Here is an 18,993-nt window from a genome sequence, read left to right on the forward strand (position 1 = left end):
CCTTGTTTTCTAGCGCGCGCTTTTTACTTATCTCGTTGCTCGTGGCCTTTCTCGCCCTCGGCGGGTGCCAGACAGCCCCACCCAAAGGCCTGAGCCCGGCGCAGGTCGCAGTCCTCAAACAACAGGGTTTCGAACTCACCGACGAAGGCTGGGCATTCGGCCTGTCGGGCAAAGTCCTGTTTGGCAGCGACGTAGAAACCCTCAACCAACCCAGCACCGATATCGTGCAGCGCATCGGTAAGGCCTTGCTGGGCGTGGGCATCGAACGCGTGCGCGTTGACGGCCACACCGACACCTCGGGCAAGGAAACCTACAACCAGCAACTGTCCCTGCGCCGCGCGAAAAGCGTGGCGACGGTGCTGCAAGGCGTGGGCATGAAAGAAGAAAACATCCAACTGCGCGGGCTGGGCAGCGCTGAACCCGTCGCGTCTAACGCGACAGCGGCGGGGCGTACCGAGAATCGACGGGTGTCGATTGTAGTCATCGCCGACTGACTGGACTCAGCGCGACAGCACTTTGCGATGCAATCAAATGTGGGAGAGGGCTTACCCCCGATGAGGGAGTATCAGTTGATGCATTTTTGACTGATCCACTGCTATCGGGGCAAAGGCCTCTACCTAACTCCCAAAGGCTGACACCTAACTCTGTGGTGAGCGGGCTTGCCCCGCGCTGGGCTGCGAAGCGGCCCCAAAACCAGCCGCTGAGTTCTAACAGGAAACTCACCGGGTGATAGATGAGTAGATACCCATGTCTTGATGGCCGCCTGATAGCCGACCCGGGATGCTGGCCGAGTACATACCCGTTGCTGCGGTAACGGCGACTCAGGGTTCCGCCCTTACGGCGGCTCACTTTTGAAAAGCGCAAAAGTAAGCAAACCGCTTCTTAAAAAATCGTCGGCGCTGGCCCTTTAATCCGCGAACGTGATCTCCCGCGTCTCCCCCATCAACAACCCCTGGTTCTGCTCCGTCACTTCCCTGATGTAATCCCACAACAACGTAATCCGCTTCAGCTTCCTCAAATCTTCCCGGCAATACATCCAGAACTGCCGCGTAATCGCAATCTGCTCCCCCAGCACGGGCAACAACCGTGGATCTTGCGCTGCCAGAAAGCACGGCAAGATCGCCATCGACCGGCCCTGCTGCGCGGCCACGTACTGCGCAATCACGCTGGTGCTGCGCAGGCTGGCGCTGGCGCCGGGCACTACGTTGGCCAAGTAAAGCAGCTCGGAGCTGAACGCCAGGTCGTCCACGTAGCTGATAAACGGATGCTCGGCCAAATCCGCGGGTTTGCGGATGGGCGGATGTTGGTCGAGGTATTCCTGGGTCGCATACAGCTGCAGCTTGTAGTCGCACAGTTTGCAGCACACGTAGGGCCCGTGTTCCGGGCGTTCCAGGGCGATGACGATGTCGGCTTCGCGTTTGGACAGGCTGATGAAGTGGGGCAGGGGCAGGATGTCTACCGAGATCGCGGGATACGTGTCGACAAAGTGGCTCAACTGCGGGGTCACGAAAAAGCTGCCAAAGCCTTCGGTGCAGCCCATGCGCACATGGCCGGACAGCGCAACGCCGGAGCCCGAGACTTGCTCGCAGGCCATGTGCAGGGTGCTTTCGATGGACTCGGCGTAACCCAGCAGACGCTGACCTTCGGGTGTCAGGACGAAGCCGTTGGTCCGGGATTTTTCGAACAGCAACGTGCCGAGGGACACTTCCAGTGAACTGATGCGACGCGACACGGTGGTGTAGTCCACCGCCAGGCGTTTGGCGGCGACGCTGGCCTTGCGCGTGCGGGCCACTTCGAGGAAAAACTTCAGGTCGTCCCAGTTCAGGGAACCCAGTGATGTGATGTTTTTTTGCATATTGGACCGGCTTTTATGTGCGTTCTTATTAGAGATTTGCACATCTATACTCCAAAAACAGTCCGAACGCCTCATTCTTCAAGGCGATTCAACGCCTTGGTTCTCTAGCATAAATATAAGATTTGGAGACCACATGAACGCATCTGCCGATATTTCCGTGCAACAGGTCAAGTTGCTGATCAACGGCGAGTGGGTCGAGTCCAAGACCACCGAGTGGCAAGACATCGTCAACCCGGCTACCCAGCAAGTGCTGGCCAAAGTCCCGTTCGCCACGGCCGATGAAGTCAACGCCGCCATCGACGCAGCCCATCGCGCCTTCCAGACCTGGAAGCTGACGCCGATCGGCGCGCGCATGCGCATCATGCTCAAGCTACAAGCCTTGATCCGCGAGCATTCCAAACGCATCGCCGTAGTCCTCAGCGCCGAGCAGGGTAAGACCATTGCCGATGCCGAGGGCGACATTTTCCGTGGCCTGGAAGTGGTGGAGCACGCCTGTTCCATCGGCACCCTGCAAATGGGCGAGTTCGCCGAGAACGTCGCGGGTGGTGTCGACACTTACACCCTGCGTCAGCCCATCGGCGTGTGTGCCGGCATTACCCCGTTCAACTTCCCGGCAATGATTCCGCTGTGGATGTTCCCGATGGCCATCGCCTGCGGTAATACCTTCGTCCTCAAGCCGTCCGAACAAGACCCGCTGTCGACCCTACTGCTGGTGGAGCTGGCGCTGGAAGCTGGTGTGCCGCCTGGCGTGCTGAACGTGGTGCACGGCGGAAAGGCTGTGGTGGATGCGCTGTGCACCCATAAAGACATCAAGGCCGTGTCCTTCGTCGGTTCGACGGCCGTCGGTACCCACGTCTACGACCTGGCGGGCAAGCACGGCAAGCGCGTGCAATCGATGATGGGCGCCAAGAACCACGCCGTGGTGCTGCCGGATGCCAACCGCGAACACACCCTCAATGCTCTGGTCGGTGCCGGTTTCGGCGCGGCGGGCCAGCGTTGCATGGCCACCTCGGTGGTGGTGCTGGTGGGGGCGTCCAAACAGTGGCTGCCGGATCTCAAGGCGCTGGCGCAAAAGCTCAAGGTCAACGCCGGTAGTGAAGCGGGCACGGATGTCGGCCCGGTGATTTCCAAGCGCGCCAAGGCCCGTATCCTGGAGTTGATCGAAAGCGGCGTGAAAGAAGGCGCCAAGCTGGAGCTGGATGGCCGCGACATTCAGGTGCCGGGCTTCGAGCAAGGCAACTTCGTCGGTCCGACCCTGTTCTCGGGCGTGACTACCGACATGCAGATCTACACCCAGGAAATTTTCGGCCCGGTGCTGGTGGTGTTGGAAGTCGACACCCTCGATGAAGCCATCGCGCTGGTCAACGCCAACCCGTTTGGCAACGGCACCGGGCTGTTCACCCAAAGCGGTGCGGCGGCGCGTAAGTTCCAGAGTGAAATCGATGTAGGCCAAGTCGGCATCAACATCCCGATTCCGGTGCCGGTGCCGTTCTTCAGCTTCACCGGTTCCCGTGGCTCCAAGCTCGGCGACCTCGGCCCGTACGGCAAGCAAGTGGTGCAGTTCTATACCCAGACCAAAACCGTCACCAGCCGCTGGTTCGATGACGACACGGTCAACGATGGCGTCAACACCACCATCAACCTGCGCTGATTCGGGAGACGACCATGAAGATTGCATTTATCGGCTTGGGCAACATGGGCGCGCCAATGGCCCGTAACCTGCTTTTGGCTGGGAATAAGCTGAATGTATTCGACGTTAATCCAGGCGTGTTCAAGGAGTTCGCAGAACTGGGCGCCACCGTCACAGGCTCACCGCGTGAAGCTGCACAAGGCGCCGAGCTGGTGATTACCATGCTGCCAGCCGCCGCCCATGTGCGCAGTGTCTGGCTGAATGAAGACGGTGTATTGGCCGGGATCGGCAACGGCGTGCCCGCAGTGGATTGCAGCACCATCGACCCGCAGACCGCGCGCGATGTCGCCGCTGCTGCCGCCAAGCAAGGCGTGGTGATGGCCGATGCACCGGTCTCCGGCGGCACGGGCGGCGCCCAGGCGGGCACCCTGACCTTTATGGTCGGCGCCACCCCGGAACTGTTCGCCACCCTGCAACCGGTGCTGGCGCAGATGGGCCGCAACATCGTGCATTGCGGTGACGTGGGCACGGGGCAAATCGCCAAGATCTGCAACAACCTGCTGCTGGGCATCAGCATGGTTGGCGTCAGCGAGGCTATGGCATTGGGTGATGCACTGGGCATCGACACCCAAGTGCTGGCCGGGATCATCAACAGCTCCACCGGGCGCTGCTGGAGTTCGGACACCTACAACCCATGGCCGGGCGTGATCGAAGCGGCGCCGTCATCCCGAGGTTACACAGGCGGGTTTGGTGCCGACCTGATGCTCAAGGATTTGGGCCTGGCTACCGAAGCGGCTCGCCAGGCGAAACAACCCGTGATTTTGGGTGCAGTGGCTCAGCAGTTGTACCAATCGATGAGTCAGCGTGGGGAAGGGGGGCAGGACTTCTCGGCGATTATCAACAGCTATCGCAAGCCCAAATAACCCACCGGTGGGACGGCAATTGTAGTGAGCGGGCTTGCCCCGCGCCGGGCTGCGAAGCGGGCCCATTCTTTCAGAAAGAATGCGGCGTTTGTTCTCAGGGCCGCTTCGCAGCCCAGCGCGGGGCAAGCCCGCTCACCACAATAAGTGGCTCAGCTCGGTATTTGGGCATGGCTACTGAAGCGGCTCGCCAGGCGAAACAACCCGTCATTCTGGGTGCAGTGGCTCAGCAGCTGTACCAATCGATGAGTCAGCGTGGAGAAGGGGGGCAGGACTTTTCGGCGATTATCAACAGCTATCGCAAGCCCAAATAACCCACCGGTGGGACGGCAATTGTAGTGAGCGGGCTTGCCCCGCGCGGGGCTGCGAAGCGGGCCCAATGAAAACGCCGCATTCTTTCAGAAAGAATGCGGCGTTTGTTGTCAGGGCCGCTTCGCAGCCCAGCGCGGGGCGAGCCCGCTCACCACAATAAGTGGGTCAGCTCGGTAAACCGGAGCACCACAATAAGTGGGTCAGCTCGGTAAACCGGAGCACCACAATAAGTGGGTCAGCTCGGTAAACCGGAGCACCACAATAAGTGGGTCAGCTCGGTAAACCGGAGCACCACAATAAGTGGGTCAGCTCGGTAAACCGGAGCACCTCAATAAGTGGCTCAGCTCAGTAAACCGGTGCACCACAAAAACCTCAGGCGAATACAAAATACTTGCGCACCGTCTCGACCACTTCCCATGTCCCCTTCATCCCCGGCTCTACCACAAAGATATCCCCAGCCCGCAGGTGAATCGGCTCCATCCCTTCAGGGGTGATGATGCAGTAGCCTTCCTGGAAGTGGCAGTACTCCCACTTCACATAATCCACGTACCACTTGCCCGGGGTGCAGATCCAGGTGCCCATGATCTTGCTGCCGTCTTCGCTGGTGTAGGCGTTGAGGTTGACGGTGTGCGGATCGCCTTCGAGTTTTTCCCATTTGCAGGCATCCAGGACCGGCAGGGGATGGGTGTCGCGCAGTACGGTAATGGGCGTGGACATGATGGCTCCGAGGCAGGTAATGGGAAGATGCACCCTAAGGCCTTGTGCGTTGCGCCAGTGGTCTGAACTCGACATCGGGATGCCCAGAAGCGCAGGTGAATGCGACTCCTCAGGTCATGCGCAGTCAATGTGGGAGGGGGCTTGCCCCCGATGGCGCCGGGTCAGCCTGCACCTGTGTCAACTGACCCACCGCCATCGAGGGCAAGCCCCCTCCCACATTAATCCTTGGTGGCAGCTCCACCGTGGCCAGGCGACACTTCTGAGCGTAAATAAGTAATTTCCTCGCAGTAAGTGCGAAAGATTTCCCGCTTGGCGCAGGAATTCGCAAGAAAATTCAGCCCTGGCCCTCGTATCATTCACCCCAGTAACCGCCGAGAGCCTTTAAATGAACCCAATAAAAACGTGGTGGGATATCAGCCCGCCCTTGAGTACGGCGACCCCGACCTGGCCGGGTGATACGCCGTTCCAGGAAGAGCGCGTGTGGCAGTTCGGCCCGGAGTGCCCGGTGAATGTAGGGCGCATTACCTTGTCGCCGCACACCGGCGCCCACGTGGATGCGCCGCTGCACTACAGCGCAGACGGTGCACCCATCGGTGAAGTGTCGTTGGACGTGTACATGGGCCCGTGTCGGGTGCTGCATTGCCTCGGCAGCGGCGCGCTGGTGCAACCGCATCAATTAGAAGGCCGTGTGGATAACTTGCCGGAGCGTGTGTTGCTGCGTACTTATCCACAAGCGCCGCTGACTGAATGGGACTCGAATTTCACCGCCATCGCGCCGCAAACCATTGAGCTGCTCGCCAGCCTGGGCGTGCGCCTGATCGGTATCGACACGCCCTCGCTGGATCCGCAACAGTCCAAGACCATGGATTCCCACAACGCCGTGGCCCGGCATGGGATGGCGATTCTCGAAGGCATCGTGCTCGACGAGGTAGCGGAAGGCGACTACGAACTGATCGCGCTGCCGCTGCGCTTTGCCAACCTGGACGCCAGCCCGGTCCGCGCTATTCTCCGTCCGCTCAAGGAGCCCACGCGATGAGCCAATGTCCCTTCTCTGCTGATTACCAACCGCCGGAAGAATGGCATAACGCCGAGCTGAATTTTTCCGAGTCCATGAGCTACGGCGACTACCTGGACCTGGGCAAAGTCCTCAGCGCCCAGCACCCGCTGTCGCCGGACCACAACGAAATGCTCTTCATCATCCAGCACCAGACCTCTGAGCTGTGGATGAAACTGATGCTCCACGAACTCAAGGCCGCCCGTGAGCATGTGCGACTGGGCGAGTTGCCACCAGCGTTCAAGATGCTGGCGCGGGTGTCGCGGATCTTTGACCAACTGGTGCACGCCTGGGCCGTGCTGGCGACCATGACGCCTTCGGAATACAAAGCGATTCGTCCGTTCCTGGGGCAATCGTCCGGGTTCCAGTCGTTCCAGTATCGCGAGATCGAATTTATCCTCGGCAATAAAAGCGCGGCGCTGTTGCGGCCTCACGCCCATCGGCCGGAGTTGTTGAACGAGTTGAAAGTGGCGATTGCCACGCCGTCGCTGTATGACGAAGCGATCAACTTGATGACCAAGGCGGGCCTTGCGATTGATCCCCAACGCGCCGAGCGCGACCCGACGGCGGCCACCGTTCACGATGAGTCGGTGGAGGCGGCGTGGCGCGAGGTGTATCGCGATCCGAGCCGTTATTGGGATTTGTATCAGTTGGCTGAGAAGTTTATCGATCTGGAAGATTCGTTCCGCCAGTGGCGCTTTCGGCATGTGACCACCGTTGAGCGCATCATCGGTTTCCAACCCGGTACTGGCGGCACCGAAGGCGTGGGGTATCTGCGCAAGATGCTCGACACCGTGCTGTTCCCCGAGTTGTGGCGAGTGCGCTCCACGCTGTAAACAAAAAGCCCCGGATTACCGGGGCTTTTCATTTGCAATGCAATCAAATGTGGGAGGGGGCTTGCCCCCGATGGCGGTGGGTCAGTGGGCACATAAGTGACTGACACGCTGCTATCGGGGGCAAGCCCCCTCCCACTTGGGTATTACTGCGCAGCGGCGACCGCTTTCGCCTTACTCACTCGCAACCGGTAAGCCACATAGATAATCCCCACCCAAATCGGCATCGCATACACCGACTCGCGAATACCCGGGATCGCCAGCATCACGCTGATGATCATCAGCATGAACGCCAGGCACAGGTAGTTGCTGAACGGGAACCAGAAGGTCTTGAACGATGGCGTCACGCCTTGCTCGCCCATGGCCTTGCGGAACTTGATGTGGGTGATGCTGATCAGCGCCCAGTTGATCATCAGCGACGCAACCACCAGCGCAAACAGCAACTCCAGCGCACTCTGCGGCGCCACGTAGTTGACCACCACGCACAGCATCGTCACCAACGCCGAGATCGCCAGAGCCCGCAGTGGCACGCCTTGCTTGTTGAGCTTCATCAGCGCTTTTGGCGCATCGCCTTGCTCGGCCAGGCCGAACAGCATGCGGCTGTTGCAGTACACGCCGCTGTTGTACACCGACAGCGCCGCGGTCAGCACCACGAAGTTGAGGATGTGCGCGGCGGTGTCGTTACCGATCAGCGAGAAGATTTGCACAAACGGGCTGCCGCTGTAGGGGTCGCCCGACGCGCCGAGGGTTTGCAGCAGTTGGTCCCATGGGTACAGCGACAGCAGCACGGTCAGGGCACCGACGTAGAAGATCAGGATCCGGTAGACCACCTGGTTGATCGCTTTAGGAATCACTTTGCGCGGTTCGGTGGCTTCGGCGGCGGTAATACCCACCAGCTCCAGGCCACCGAACGAGAACATGATGAACGCCATCGACATCAACAGCCCCATGCCGCCATTCGGGAAGAACCCGCCGTGGCTCCACAGGTTACTGATGGACGCTTGCGGGCCGCCGGTGCCGCTGAACAGCAGGTAGCAGCCGAGCACGATCATGCCGACAATCGCCACCACCTTGATGATTGCGAACCAGAACTCGGTTTCACCGAAGAACTTCACGTTCAGGGTGTTGATCAGGTTCACCGCAACAAAGAACACCAGCGCGCTGACCCAGGTCGGGATCTCCGGCCACCAGAACTGGATGTACTTGCCCACGGCCGTCAGTTCGGCCATGCCCACCAGTACGTACAGCACCCAGTAGTTCCAACCGGCCAGGAAGCCCGCGTAGCCGCCCCAGTATTTGTGGGCGAAGTGGCTGAACGAGCCGGCCACCGGCTCTTCGACGATCATTTCACCGAGCTGGCGCATGATCAGGAACGCAATGAAGCCCGCAATCGCGTAGCCCAGGATCATCGACGGGCCCGCCGACTTGAGCACCCCGGCCGAGCCGAGGAACAACCCCGTGCCAATCGCCCCTCCCAAGGCGATCAGCTGAATATGCCGGTTCTTCAGGCCACGCTTGAGGCCCACCGGGTTAACCATGTCATCCGCCATTAACGTTCCCTTCTACTTGTTTTTCTTGGGGTTGATTGCACGCCGCACCAGCCCCTCAGAAGTGCTGAGGAGTCAGATATTACTCTGCGTAAACTTTTCGTAATACAGCTGAACGCCATCAAGTGCCTGATCCGCCAGCCATTGTTGGATGGATTCGACCATTGGAGGGGGGCCGCAGACATACATATCCGCCGATCCGTCCCGCAATTCGGCCAAGTCGAAATGTTGGGTGAGGTAGCCGCGCTTTCCGGGCCAGTCATCTGCGGGGTCGCTGAGGACTTCGGTGTAGCGAAAACCCGGCAGTTTCGCCGCGTAGGCCGCGATGCGTGTTGCTTCGCATAAGTCCTCGGCACCGCGCACGCCATAGTAGAGATGCACCGGCTGGTCGCAGCCAGTGGCGGCCAGTTGATCGAGCATGCCCAGCAGCGCCGACAACCCGGTGCCGCCGGCGACCAGCACCAGCGGTTGGGTGACGTGCCGAAGGTAGAACGCACCCAGCGGTGCCTCCATCAGCAGTTCATCGCCGATTTGGCAGCGCTCACGCAGGTAGTTGCTCATCACCCCATCGGGCAGCAAGCGGATCAGAAACTGCACCTGATTGCCCGCCAGGTTGGCGAAAGAGTAGGAACGCCAACTGTCCGTGCCAGGCACCGAGAGGCGTGCATATTGGCCGGGTAGAAAATCCAGTGGCGCGTCCAATTGCACGTTGAGGATCGCCGTACTGGCCGACACCAGTTGCACCTCGCTGACCGTTCCGCGCACCTGCACCGGGTTCGGTGCATTGCACAAGCTCGAATCAAAGTCGAAGTAGAAGGTGGCGTCGGACTTCACCCGCGTCTGGCAACTGAGCATCTTGCGTTGTTGCAGGTCGAGGCTTGAGAGGGCTTCGTCGTCCACGTAGTCCTGGGTGTAGTCGCCCGATTCGCAACGACCCTGGCAGGTGCCGCATACACCTTCGCGGCAATCCAGGGGGATCTTGATGCCATTGCGCAGGGCCGCATCCAATAGGATTTCATGGGCGCCCACGGGGAAAAACAGGGTCTTGCCGTCGGCAAAACTGAAGGCCACTTTGTGATTCATGTGTTGTTCTCTGCATATTTATGACGTACGTACGGCCTGTTGGGGTGAGCGGTCTTGCCCCGCGCTGGGCTGCGAAGCAGCCACATGAGAGTCGCCGCATTTTTCCCGCCAAACCGCAGTGCTTGCACCAGGGGCCGCTGCGCGGGGCAAGCTCGCTCACCACAAAAAGCCCGCTCACCACCACAACAAGGGTGCTTTAGAGGTGATAGAAATCCAGCACCGAGTTGATGGTGTCGTTGAGCAGCAGCGCATGCTTGCGAGTGATCAGCCAACTGTCTCCCTCAGGTTTGAGGCGGTAAGTGGCCTGTCCGTAAAACTGCTCCGAAGTCGCCAGCCGATAGAACAGCGTGTGCCAGTTCAGCTTCACTTCCAGCGACCCATCCGCCTGTTCTGCGATGCGCACGTTATTGATCAGGTGCAAGGTGCGCGGCATTGGCGTGGCCGAGGCTGCCTTGCCGGTGCGCAGGCGAAAGACTCGGTCTTCCAGGCCTGAGCGGTTGGCGTAGTAGATCAACGACATCTCGCGTTTGGGATCGCGGGTGTACACATGCTCCGAGTCCCATTGCGGCAGATGGAACTCGCTCTGCGGATCGAACAGCTGCACATAGGCGTCCCAGTCTTGGGCGTCGCAGAGTTCGGATTTTCGGTAGAAAAACTGCTCGATCCTGTATTGCAGTTGGGCATTCATCATTGCACCTCCCGCAGTGTCAGCGCTTGTCGATCAAGGCCGTTGAGCAGGAACTGCTGCCAGCTGCGGTGCTGGTTGACGTACAGCCCTTCGTGGGTGAATTCAGTGCCGGTCATGGCCGGTTGGATGCCGATGGCTTCACTGTTCGGTGTCGGGCCGGTCTCCCAGCGATGGCTGCCACGGGAGATATCGCTCCAGCGCTCCAGGCGGCCTTGGAAACCACGCTGGGCTTCACGAAACTCCACCAGGTCGTCCGGCGTGCCCATGCCCGATACGTTGAAGAAATCCTCGAATTGGCGAATGCGGTTTTCGCGGTCAGCGTCGGACTCGTTTTTCACCCCCAGGCATTGGCTGATGATCTCGGTCTTGTTCCACGCAACCGGGCGGATGATGCGCAGTTGCGAGCTGATCTGATCGAGGAAGAACAGGCTCGGATAGATGTTCAGATTGCGCAGGCGGTGCATCATCCATTCGGCTTTTTGCTGGCCGTGTTCTTCCACCAGGCGCGGCATGATGGTGGCGTAGCCGGAACGCACGGTCGGGTTGGGCATGTCGCTGAACAACAGGCTGTGGCCGTTGTTGAAGGCGAACCAACCGTCATCGGTATTCGCGTCGCCTGCACCGAGTTTGCTGTAGTCCAGTGTGGTGCCGGAACCGGTGCCGTTCTCGGTATTCACCTGTTGGCGATGCTGCACCGTGGCCACGTAGTTGTAGTGCACGGTGCTCACGTGATAACCGTCCAGACCGTTTTCGTTCTGCAGCTTCCAGTTGCCGTCGTAGGTGTAGGCGGATTTTCCCGGCAGCACTTCCAGCTCACCGGTGGCGGATTGCGCGACCATCATGTCGAAGAACACTTTGGCATCGCCGAGGAAGTCTTCCAGGCTGTCCGTGCCGTTCACGTCCAGACTGATAAACACAAAACCTTTGTAGCTTTCGATTCGCGCTTTTTTAAGGCCGCGGGTGGCTTTGTCGAAACCTTCCGGGTATTCCCCCGGCGCCTTGACCTTCACCAACCGGCCATCGCTCTTGTAACACCAGGCGTGAAACGGGCAGGTAAAGGTGGACTGGTTGCCCTTGCCGACGCGGGTGAGGGTGGTGCCGCGATGCTGGCAGGCGTTGATCAGCGCATTGAGCTGGCCTTCGCCATCGCGGGTGATAATCATCGGCTGGCGCCCGGCGCGCATGGTCACGAAGTCATGGTTATGGGCGAGTTCGCTTTCGTGGCAGGCGTAGATCCAGTTCTTTTCGAAGATCAGTTCCATCTCCAGGTCGAACAGTTGCGGCTCGGTGAACATGTCCCGGGCGATGCGGAACACTTCGTCTGCCGGACGAAAATCCAGGCAGCTTTCGATAAAGCTTTTCCACTGCTCGACGCTTCTTGCACCACTCATGGGAGGCACCTTTTTGATAGGGGCTAATCGGTGGTTTATTAGAGGCAGCGGGGCAGGGCGTGGGCTATCCGCTTAATGGGGGAAGATGGGCCGCAAAGTTGGGCGCGGAGTACCCAATACGGTGCGGCGAGGTAACGTCATGCGCTACTGTCATAGGGCGCGAGGGGCATGAAAACCGGTGACTTATCCACATAGTCGGCCCTTGCTATCCACCCAGTGGCGCTACCACCGGCGTGGCGCAGAACTTGCTGTCCAACAACGATAACGACGCGCCGTCAGAGCGCGCAAACGCCTAACCGCCGTGGGTGCACCCTGATGAGCAGCCAGACACGCGATATCCATATCCAACGCTTCGACCTCGAAGGCGCCCGCAGCTGGATGTCCGGCATCTGCGGGCCGCACCGCCTGGCGACGACGACCCCGGAGCGCCTGCGTTTTCACCACAGCGCCAATGTGTTCAAGTCCCGCGCGACCACCTTGGGCGTGATCGAATACGGCACCGACGTGACCATCGATATCGAGGATGCCGAGCACTTCAGCAGCTACAGCCTCAGCCTGCCGTTGGTGGGTGAGCAGGAGTTGAGCAAGAACGGTGAGCTCCTGAGTTCCAACCGCGACCAAGGCGTGATCATCTCGCCCAACGAGCACCAGGTGCTGGCGATTTCCGGGGACTGTCGCAAGCTGCAAGTGGTGATTACGCGGGCAGCGATGAGTGAGTCACTGGAAGGTTTGTTGCAACGGCCCATCGACGCGCCGCTGCGCTTTGAGTCGGTGATGGATGCGGTGGATGGCGCCCCGGCCTCGTGGTGGCGCATGGCGCGTTACTTCATTGCCGAACTGGAGCGCAGCAGCGAGTTGTATGAACAGGCCGCGTTTACCCGGGATCTGGAAAGCTCGCTGATCAAGGGGTTGATCCTGGCCCAGCCCAGTAATTACTCCGAAGAACTGCGCGACGTACTGGGCGTGAAACTGCCGCATTACTTGATCCGCGCGCGCCAATACATTCACGACAACGCCCGCGAAGCGCTGCACCTGGAAGACCTGGAAGCCGCAGCAGGCGTGTCGCGCTTCAAGCTGTTCGACGCTTTCCGAAAGTACTTTGCCCTGTCGCCGATGGCCTACCTGAAGAAGTACCGACTGGGCGCGGTGCGCCAGGAAATCCTTGAGCACGGTTCAATTCGTACCATCTCCGAGATTGCCTTGGGCTGGGGCTTTACTCACTTGGGACGGTTTTCGGCGGAGTATCGCAAGCTGTTTGATGAGTCGCCCAGCCAGACGCTGCAGCGCAATCGCCTGCGCAGTACTTGAGCCTGATGAAGAGCAAAATGTGGGAGGGGGCTTGCCCCCGATAACGGTGGATCAGTCAGCCCATTCGTCAACTGGCACACCGCAATCGGGGGCAAGCCCCCTACCACAGGGAGATCGCAGTGTTTAGAGAATTTCAGATCAGTTCTTCAACCAACTGCAGGCAATGACTAAGCCCCGGCGACTGATCATTCACCCTTCGGCTGAGAATAATCGGCGAGGTCGCGGTGGTTTCCACAATCGGCGTGTAACCGATATCCGCCCGATGCAGCACCTGCACCGACGCAGGCACCAGCGTCACGCCCATGCCAGCGCCGACCAGGCCAATCGCGGTCTGCAGCTCGTTAGTCCACTGCGCCACCTTGAGACTTAAACCGTGGGTATCGAACAGCGCGATCACATGGTCGGCATAACTGGGGCGTGGGTTGCCGGGGTAGAGCACAAACGGCTCGGCGGCCAATTGGGCGAGGGTGGCCGGCGCAGCCAGCAGCGGGTGGCCGGCAGGCAGTACCGCCACCAGTCGATCCTCCACCAGTACACGCTGGTCAATGGCTGGGTCGTCGATGCGGATACGCCCGAAGCCGACATCGATGCGCCCGGCTTTGAGCGCTTCAACCTGCTGCAAGGTGGTCATTTCGGACAAACCCAATTCCAGCTCCAGCGCGTCATGGCTGCGCAGCCGCCGGATCAGCTCGGGCAGTACGCCATACAAAGTCGACGGCGCAAAGCCGATGCCCAGCCAGGTCTTTTCGCCCTGGCCGATGCGCCGGGTGCTGTCGCAGACCTTGTTCAACTGTTCGAGCAGCACATTGGCGTGTTCATAGAAAAACCGCCCGGCTTCGGTCAGTCGCAGCGGGCGGCCGCGTTCCAGCAGAATCACCCCCAGCTCATCCTCCAGTTGCTGGATCTGCCGGCTCAACGGTGGTTGGGCGATGTGCAGGCGTTCGGCGGCCCGGGTGAAGTTGAGGGTTTCGCCCAGCACTTGGAAGTAGCGCAGATGACGCAGTTCCATGACGGCTCCTTTCATACCTTGAGAGTATTGTTCGAGACTAATTCTATATTGGCTCCACGCAAAGAGCGGGAACAGAATCAGCGCAGACCTATAAAGAACCCAGCGGGTATTGCCATGCCGATTTGCGCCATTGAGTCGATCGAGACCATTATCGTCGACCTTCCCACCATTCGCCCGCACAAGCTGGCAATGCACACGATGCAGAACCAGACCCTGGTGATCATCCGCGTGCGTTGCGCCGACGGCATCGAAGGCATCGGTGAGTCCACTACCATCGGCGGTCTGAGCTACGGCAACGAGAGTCCCGACAGCATCAAAATCAATATCGACCGCCACTTCGCGCCGCTGCTGATCGGCCAGGACGCCAGCAACATCAACGCCGCCATGTTGCGCCTGGAGCGCAGTATTCGCGGCAATACCTTTGCCAAGTCCGGCATTGAAAGCGCGTTGCTCGATGCATTGGGCAAACGCCTGAACCTGCCGGTGAGCGAGCTGCTCGGCGGCCGTGTACGTGACGCGTTGCCGGTGGCCTGGACCTTGGCCAGCGGCAACACCGAACAAGACATCGCCGAAGCCGAAAAGATGCTCGACCTGCGCCGCCACCGCATCTTCAAACTCAAGATCGGCGCCGGTGAAGTCGGTCGCGACCTCGCTCATGTGATCGCGATCAAAAAGGCCTTGGGCGAGCGCGCCAGTGTGCGCGTCGACGTCAATCAGGCCTGGGATGAAGCCGTCGCCCTGCGCGCGTGCAAGGTGCTTGGCGACAACGGCATCGACCTGATCGAACAACCGATCTCGCGCAATAACCGTGGCGGCATGGCCCGGCTGAACCTGTCGAGCCCAGCGCCGATCATGGCGGATGAATCCATCGAATGTGTCGAGGATGCCTTCAACCTCGCCCGTGAAGGTGCGGCGTCAGTGTTCGCCCTGAAGATCGCCAAGAACGGCGGCCCGCGTGCGGTTTTGCGCACGGCCGCGATTGCTGAAGCGGCGGGTATCGGCCTGTACGGCGGCACCATGCTCGAAGGCGGCATCGGCACCCTGGCCTCGGCCCATGCGTTCCTGACCTTGAACAAGCTGGCGTGGGACACCGAACTGTTCGGTCCGCTGCTGCTCACCGAAGACATCCTCACCGAACCGCCGGTGTACCGCGATTTTCAGTTGCATGTCTCCACTGCGCCGGGCCTGGGCCTGGCCATCGATGAAGAGCGTCTGGCGTTCTTCCGTCGTGACAAACACTAAGAGGCGCTTGCCATGTTGTTCCACGTAAAAATGACCGTGAATCTGCCCGTCGACATGAATCCGGAGCGCGCCGCCCGCCTCAAGGCCGACGAAAAAGCCCTGGCTCGACGTTTACAAGAGCAAGGCAAATGGCGCCACCTGTGGCGCATCGCCGGGCTTTACGCCAACTACAGCGTGTTCGATGTCGACAGCGTGCAAGAGCTGCACGACCTGCTGATGCAACTGCCGCTTTATCCCTACATGGCCATCGAAGTGAACGCTCTGTGCCGGCACCCTTCGTCGATCCATGAGGACGACCGTTAAGCCTGTTCTACACCTAACAATTACAAGATGAGGATCGCACCATGTCCATCCGACTGTCCCAGACTGCCCACGCCCAACAGTTTCTCGAAGAAGCCAGCGGCAACCTTAATGACGGCGGTAACCCGCGCACCAAAGCGCTGATCTACCGGATTTTGCGCGACACCGTGAACATCATCGAAGACCTGGACGTGACGCCGGAAGAGTTCTGGAAGGCGGTCAACTACCTCAACGAACTGGGCAAGAACCAGGAAGCCGGACTGCTTGCCGCCGGGTTGGGCCTGGAGCACTACCTGGACATGTTGATGGACGCCGCCGATGAAGAAGCCGGCAAATCCGGCGGCACGCCACGTACCATCGAAGGCCCGCTGTACGTGGCCGGTGCGCCGCTGTCCCAGTACGAAGCGCGGTTGGATGACGGGACGGATGCCGCAGTGCCGCTGTTCATGCGCGGACAAGTGCGCGACACCAACGGTAAACCGTTGGCTGGGGCGATTGTGGATGTGTGGCAGGCCAACACGGGCGGCACTTATTCCTGGTTCGATAACACCCAGTCGGAATTTAACCTGCGCCGACGCATAGAGACCGACGCCCAGGGTAACTACCGTTTTCGCAGCATCGTGCCGTCGGGCTACGGCTGCCCGCCGACTGGACCGACCCAGCAACTGCTCGATCAATTGGGGCGCCACGGGCAGCGGCCGGCACATATCCACTTCTTCATCTCGGCGCCGGGGCATCGGCACCTGACGACACAGATCAACCTGTCGGATGACCCGTACCTGCACGATGACTTTGCCTACGCGACGCGGGATGAATTAATTGCCGAGATTCGCTTCAGCGACGATCAGCAACTGGCGCGGGAGTTTGGGGTGGAAGGGCGGTTTGCACAGATTGATTTTGATTTTGAGTTGCAGACGGCTGATGCGCCGGTAGAACAGAAACGCATGCAGCGAGTCCGCGCCCTCGAAGACTAAATGCGGTCAAAAATGTGGGAGGGGGCTTGCTCCCGATAGCGGCGGATCAGTCAACATTTAAGTGACTGACACACCGCCATCGGGGGCAAGCCCCCTCCCACATTTGATCTGAGACGTGGCTGACTATTTGCGTACGACGAGATCAAGTACCTCATCCTTATCCTTGATCTTCTGCAGCACGATTTCCGAGCGTATATCCATCACCCCCGCCGTGCGGTTCAGGTGGTTCACGATAAAGTCCGAAAAGTGCTTGAGGTTGCGCGCCTGCACCCGCAGCACATAGTTGCTGGCGCCGGTGATCACATAGGCGCTGGCCACTTCCGGCCAGCCTTGCACCTTCTTGATAAACGTCTCATGCCAATCCTCCACATCCTGGCGCAACGACAGGTGGACGATGGCTTCCAGCTCGATCCCCAATTGCTCGGCATTCAGCACTGCGCGGTAGCCGCTGATGATTCCTTCACTCTCCAGCAGACGCAAACGGCGCAGGCAGGCGGAGGGCGACAGTGCGACTTTTTCCGCCAGTTCCTGGTTGCTGATACGGCCATCCTGTTGCAGGAAATGCAGGAGTCGCAGGTCGGTGGCGTCAAGAATCATGGTTTGAATAAATCCGCGTGTTTAGGGGTTAAATTCGAATTTCCTACTGCTTAATTAGCCTGTTACCCACCACTTTGCACGAAAATTCTCTAAAGCTTCGTTCATTATTTGGTTCATTCCCACCTATAAAAACCAGGACTCTCCATGACCACCCGAAGCCATTGCCAAGCCCTCGACGCCCAGGACCCGCTGGCGCCGTTGCGCAATCAATTTTCCTTGCCGGAGGGTGTGATCTACCTCGACGGTAACTCCCTTGGCGCGCGTCCGGTGGCATCGCTGGCGCGGGCGCAACAGGTGATTGCCGAGGAGTGGGGCAATGGCTTGATCCGCAGTTGGAACAGCGCCGGCTGGGCAGACTTGTCCCAGCGCCTGGGCAATCGCCTTGCGCCGCTGATCGGTGCGCGGGACGGCGAAGTGGTGATCACCGATACCACCTCCATTAACCTGTTCAAAGTGCTCAGCGCTGCACTGACGGTGCAGCGCCAACGCGCAGCAGAGCGCAAGGTAATCGTCAGCGAAGCAAGCAACTTTCCCACCGACCTGTACATCGCCGAAGGTCTGGCTGAATTGCTGCAACAGGGTTACTCCCTGCGCCTGGTGAATAGCCCGGACGAACTGCACCAGGCCATCGACGCCGACGTGGCGGTGGTGCTGCTCACCCACGTCAACTACAAGACCGGCTACATGTATGACATGCAGGCGCTTACTGCCTTGAGCCATGAATGTGGCGCGCTGAGTATCTGGGATTTGGCGCACTCGGCGGGTGCGGTGCCCATCGATCTGCATAACGCCGGGGCCGATTACGCGATTGGCTGCACTTATAAATACCTCAACGGCGGTCCGGGCTCCCAGGCGTTTGTGTGGGTCAATCCGGCGTTGGTCGACCTCGTACGCCAGCCGCTTTCGGGCTGGTTCGGGCATACCCGGCAGTTCGCCATGGAAGCCAACTATGCGCCGAGCGCCGGTATTGCCCGCTACTTGTGCGGCACCCAACCGATCACCTCGCTGGCGATGGTGGAGTGTGGGCTGGCGATTTTTGAGCAGACTGATATGGCCAGCCTGCGCACTAAATCCCTGGCGTTGACGGATCTGTTTATCGAGTTGGTTGAAGCCCGTTGCGCGGCTCATGGCCTGGTGTTGATCACCCCGCGTGAGCATGCCCGGCGCGGTAGCCATGTGAGTTTTGAGCACCCCGAAGGTTATGCAGTGATTCAGGCTCTGATTGCCCGTGGCGTGATCGGCGATTACCGCGAGCCGCGCATCATGCGGTTTGGGTTTACGCCGCTGTACACGAGCTTTACTGAGGTCTGGGACGCTGTGGAAATCCTCGGTGAGATTCTCGACGAGAACACCTGGGACCAGCCGCAATTCAAAGTCCGCCACAGCGTCACCTGAATAAACGCAGACAACATTATGGGAGAGGGCTTGCATCAGATACACAATGGATAAACACCAAAGACCTCATGTGGGAGGGGGCTTGCTCCCGATGGCAGTGTGTCAGTCGCCGGATTGGCAAGCTGATACACCTCCATC

19 protein-coding genes are annotated in these 18,993 nt (G+C 59.8%); 11 read left to right on the forward strand and 8 right to left on the reverse strand.

Annotated features, from left to right (window positions below; all coding sequences use genetic code 11):
- Window positions 1-2: 2 nt before the first annotated feature.
- Window positions 3-494 (forward strand): OmpA family protein, encoded by a 492-nt coding sequence (locus AB4N82_RS14515; RefSeq protein ID WP_099602221.1) that lies wholly within the window; start codon window positions 3-5, stop codon window positions 492-494.
- 413 nt (window positions 495-907) lie between these two features.
- Here AB4N82_RS14515 and AB4N82_RS14520 read toward each other — a convergent pair whose 3' ends face one another.
- The gene (locus AB4N82_RS14520; RefSeq protein WP_095186354.1) at window positions 908-1,855 is read right to left on the reverse strand and encodes a LysR family transcriptional regulator; all 948 of its coding nucleotides are present in this window, start codon (window positions 1,853-1,855) and stop codon (window positions 908-910) included.
- A gap of 133 nt (window positions 1,856-1,988) precedes the next feature.
- Between AB4N82_RS14520 and AB4N82_RS14525 the strand changes: the two genes are divergently transcribed.
- From AB4N82_RS14525 to AB4N82_RS14535, 3 genes are read left to right on the forward strand one after another with little or no spacing between them, the layout of a single operon-like run.
- Window positions 1,989-3,506: a CoA-acylating methylmalonate-semialdehyde dehydrogenase gene (locus AB4N82_RS14525; protein WP_032885566.1), complete on the forward strand. Its 1,518-nt coding sequence runs from the start codon at window positions 1,989-1,991 to the stop codon at window positions 3,504-3,506.
- A gap of 14 nt (window positions 3,507-3,520) precedes the next feature.
- Window positions 3,521-4,408, forward strand: coding sequence for a 3-hydroxyisobutyrate dehydrogenase (mmsB, locus tag AB4N82_RS14530; protein ID WP_460105095.1), 888 nt, complete (start codon window positions 3,521-3,523; stop codon window positions 4,406-4,408).
- Entirely contained in the window at window positions 4,405-4,719 is a 315-nt protein-coding gene (locus AB4N82_RS14535) for an NAD-binding protein (RefSeq protein WP_460105134.1), read from the forward strand. Before mmsB ends, AB4N82_RS14535 begins: the two co-directional genes overlap by 4 nt.
- A gap of 370 nt (window positions 4,720-5,089) precedes the next feature.
- Here the strand turns inward: AB4N82_RS14535 and AB4N82_RS14540 are convergent, their stop codons facing one another.
- Entirely contained in the window at window positions 5,090-5,434 is a 345-nt protein-coding gene (locus AB4N82_RS14540) for a cupin domain-containing protein (protein WP_032885568.1), read from the reverse strand.
- Window positions 5,435-5,819: 385 nt separating this feature from the next.
- On the opposite strand from AB4N82_RS14540, the gene kynB reads away from it, so the two are divergent.
- Both kynB and kynA read left to right on the forward strand, forming a co-directional pair.
- Window positions 5,820-6,470, forward strand: coding sequence for an arylformamidase (kynB, locus tag AB4N82_RS14545; protein ID WP_095186356.1), 651 nt, complete (start codon window positions 5,820-5,822; stop codon window positions 6,468-6,470).
- On the forward strand, window positions 6,467-7,324 hold the full coding sequence (kynA, locus tag AB4N82_RS14550) for a tryptophan 2,3-dioxygenase (protein WP_032885570.1): 858 nt from the start codon (window positions 6,467-6,469) through the stop codon (window positions 7,322-7,324). The genes kynB and kynA overlap by 4 nt, the downstream gene beginning before the upstream one ends.
- Window positions 7,325-7,467: 143 nt before the next feature.
- On the opposite strand, the gene AB4N82_RS14555 is transcribed toward kynA, so the two are convergent.
- The 4 genes from AB4N82_RS14555 to antA all read right to left on the reverse strand — a co-directional run bounded on the left by AB4N82_RS14555 (window position 7,468) and on the right by antA (window position 12,030).
- A complete protein-coding gene (locus tag AB4N82_RS14555; protein ID WP_122680718.1) occupies window positions 7,468-8,871 on the reverse strand; it encodes an amino acid permease in 1,404 nt (467 codons plus the stop codon).
- Between the two features lie 72 nt (window positions 8,872-8,943).
- The gene (gene antC / locus AB4N82_RS14560) at window positions 8,944-9,951 is read right to left on the reverse strand and encodes an anthranilate 1,2-dioxygenase electron transfer component AntC (RefSeq protein WP_122763899.1); all 1,008 of its coding nucleotides are present in this window, start codon (window positions 9,949-9,951) and stop codon (window positions 8,944-8,946) included.
- A gap of 196 nt (window positions 9,952-10,147) precedes the next feature.
- A complete protein-coding gene (gene antB, locus AB4N82_RS14565; protein WP_032885573.1) occupies window positions 10,148-10,639 on the reverse strand; it encodes an anthranilate 1,2-dioxygenase small subunit in 492 nt (163 codons plus the stop codon).
- Complete coding sequence (antA, locus tag AB4N82_RS14570) at window positions 10,639-12,030, reverse strand: anthranilate 1,2-dioxygenase large subunit (RefSeq protein WP_122763898.1); 1,392 nt, start codon at window positions 12,028-12,030, stop codon at window positions 10,639-10,641. Before antA ends, antB begins: the two co-directional genes overlap by 1 nt.
- Window positions 12,031-12,345: 315 nt before the next feature.
- Here antA and AB4N82_RS14575 point away from each other — a divergent pair, with 315 nt between their 5' ends.
- Complete coding sequence (locus tag AB4N82_RS14575) at window positions 12,346-13,338, forward strand: AraC family transcriptional regulator (protein ID WP_122763897.1); 993 nt, start codon at window positions 12,346-12,348, stop codon at window positions 13,336-13,338.
- Between the two features lie 133 nt (window positions 13,339-13,471).
- Here AB4N82_RS14575 and AB4N82_RS14580 read toward each other — a convergent pair whose 3' ends face one another.
- The gene (locus AB4N82_RS14580; protein WP_095186358.1) at window positions 13,472-14,347 is read right to left on the reverse strand and encodes a LysR family transcriptional regulator; all 876 of its coding nucleotides are present in this window, start codon (window positions 14,345-14,347) and stop codon (window positions 13,472-13,474) included.
- 114 nt (window positions 14,348-14,461) lie between these two features.
- On the opposite strand from AB4N82_RS14580, the gene AB4N82_RS14585 reads away from it, so the two are divergent.
- Genes AB4N82_RS14585 through catA form a run of 3 tightly spaced genes read left to right on the forward strand, consistent with a single transcriptional unit; the run spans window position 14,462 to window position 16,863 of the window.
- Entirely contained in the window at window positions 14,462-15,589 is a 1,128-nt protein-coding gene (locus AB4N82_RS14585; RefSeq protein ID WP_032885576.1) for a muconate cycloisomerase family protein, read from the forward strand.
- A gap of 12 nt (window positions 15,590-15,601) precedes the next feature.
- Window positions 15,602-15,892 (forward strand): muconolactone Delta-isomerase, encoded by a 291-nt coding sequence (gene catC / locus AB4N82_RS14590; RefSeq protein WP_032885577.1) that lies wholly within the window; start codon window positions 15,602-15,604, stop codon window positions 15,890-15,892.
- A gap of 41 nt (window positions 15,893-15,933) precedes the next feature.
- Window positions 15,934-16,863, forward strand: a complete 930-nt coding sequence (catA, locus tag AB4N82_RS14595) for a catechol 1,2-dioxygenase (protein ID WP_122680716.1) — start codon at window positions 15,934-15,936, stop codon at window positions 16,861-16,863.
- Window positions 16,864-16,986: 123 nt separating this feature from the next.
- Here catA and AB4N82_RS14600 read toward each other — a convergent pair whose 3' ends face one another.
- Window positions 16,987-17,460, reverse strand: coding sequence for an Lrp/AsnC family transcriptional regulator (locus AB4N82_RS14600; protein WP_032885579.1), 474 nt, complete (start codon window positions 17,458-17,460; stop codon window positions 16,987-16,989).
- A 144-nt stretch (window positions 17,461-17,604) separates the two neighbouring features.
- Between AB4N82_RS14600 and kynU the strand changes: the two genes are divergently transcribed.
- Window positions 17,605-18,855, forward strand: a complete 1,251-nt coding sequence (kynU, locus tag AB4N82_RS14605) for a kynureninase (RefSeq protein ID WP_095186360.1) — start codon at window positions 17,605-17,607, stop codon at window positions 18,853-18,855.
- Window positions 18,856-18,993 lie beyond the last annotated feature (138 nt).

The organism is Pseudomonas sp. H1_D04 (genome assembly GCF_054683855.1).

Bases quoted from the DNA above. Each gene is read 5' to 3' on its own strand.
- AB4N82_RS14520 (WP_095186354.1), bottom strand. From the start codon at position 1,855: ATGCAAAAAAACATCACATCACTGGGTTCCCTGAACTGGGACGACCTG.
- AB4N82_RS14525 (WP_032885566.1), top strand. From the start codon at position 1,989: ATGAACGCATCTGCCGATATTTCCGTGCAACAGGTCAAGTTGCTGATC.
- mmsB (WP_460105095.1), top strand. From the start codon at position 3,521: ATGAAGATTGCATTTATCGGCTTGGGCAACATGGGCGCGCCAATGGCC.
- AB4N82_RS14540 (WP_032885568.1), bottom strand. From the start codon at position 5,434: ATGTCCACGCCCATTACCGTACTGCGCGACACCCATCCCCTGCCGGTC.
- kynB (WP_095186356.1), top strand. From the start codon at position 5,820: ATGAACCCAATAAAAACGTGGTGGGATATCAGCCCGCCCTTGAGTACG.
- kynA (WP_032885570.1), top strand. From the start codon at position 6,467: ATGAGCCAATGTCCCTTCTCTGCTGATTACCAACCGCCGGAAGAATGG.
- AB4N82_RS14555 (WP_122680718.1), bottom strand. From the start codon at position 8,871: ATGGCGGATGACATGGTTAACCCGGTGGGCCTCAAGCGTGGCCTGAAG.
- antC (WP_122763899.1), bottom strand. From the start codon at position 9,951: ATGAATCACAAAGTGGCCTTCAGTTTTGCCGACGGCAAGACCCTGTTT.
- antB (WP_032885573.1), bottom strand. From the start codon at position 10,639: ATGAATGCCCAACTGCAATACAGGATCGAGCAGTTTTTCTACCGAAAA.
- antA (WP_122763898.1), bottom strand. From the start codon at position 12,030: ATGAGTGGTGCAAGAAGCGTCGAGCAGTGGAAAAGCTTTATCGAAAGC.
- AB4N82_RS14575 (WP_122763897.1), top strand. From the start codon at position 12,346: ATGAGCAGCCAGACACGCGATATCCATATCCAACGCTTCGACCTCGAA.
- AB4N82_RS14580 (WP_095186358.1), bottom strand. From the start codon at position 14,347: ATGGAACTGCGTCATCTGCGCTACTTCCAAGTGCTGGGCGAAACCCTC.
- AB4N82_RS14585 (WP_032885576.1), top strand. From the start codon at position 14,462: ATGCCGATTTGCGCCATTGAGTCGATCGAGACCATTATCGTCGACCTT.
- catC (WP_032885577.1), top strand. From the start codon at position 15,602: ATGTTGTTCCACGTAAAAATGACCGTGAATCTGCCCGTCGACATGAAT.
- catA (WP_122680716.1), top strand. From the start codon at position 15,934: ATGTCCATCCGACTGTCCCAGACTGCCCACGCCCAACAGTTTCTCGAA.
- AB4N82_RS14600 (WP_032885579.1), bottom strand. From the start codon at position 17,460: ATGATTCTTGACGCCACCGACCTGCGACTCCTGCATTTCCTGCAACAG.
- kynU (WP_095186360.1), top strand. From the start codon at position 17,605: ATGACCACCCGAAGCCATTGCCAAGCCCTCGACGCCCAGGACCCGCTG.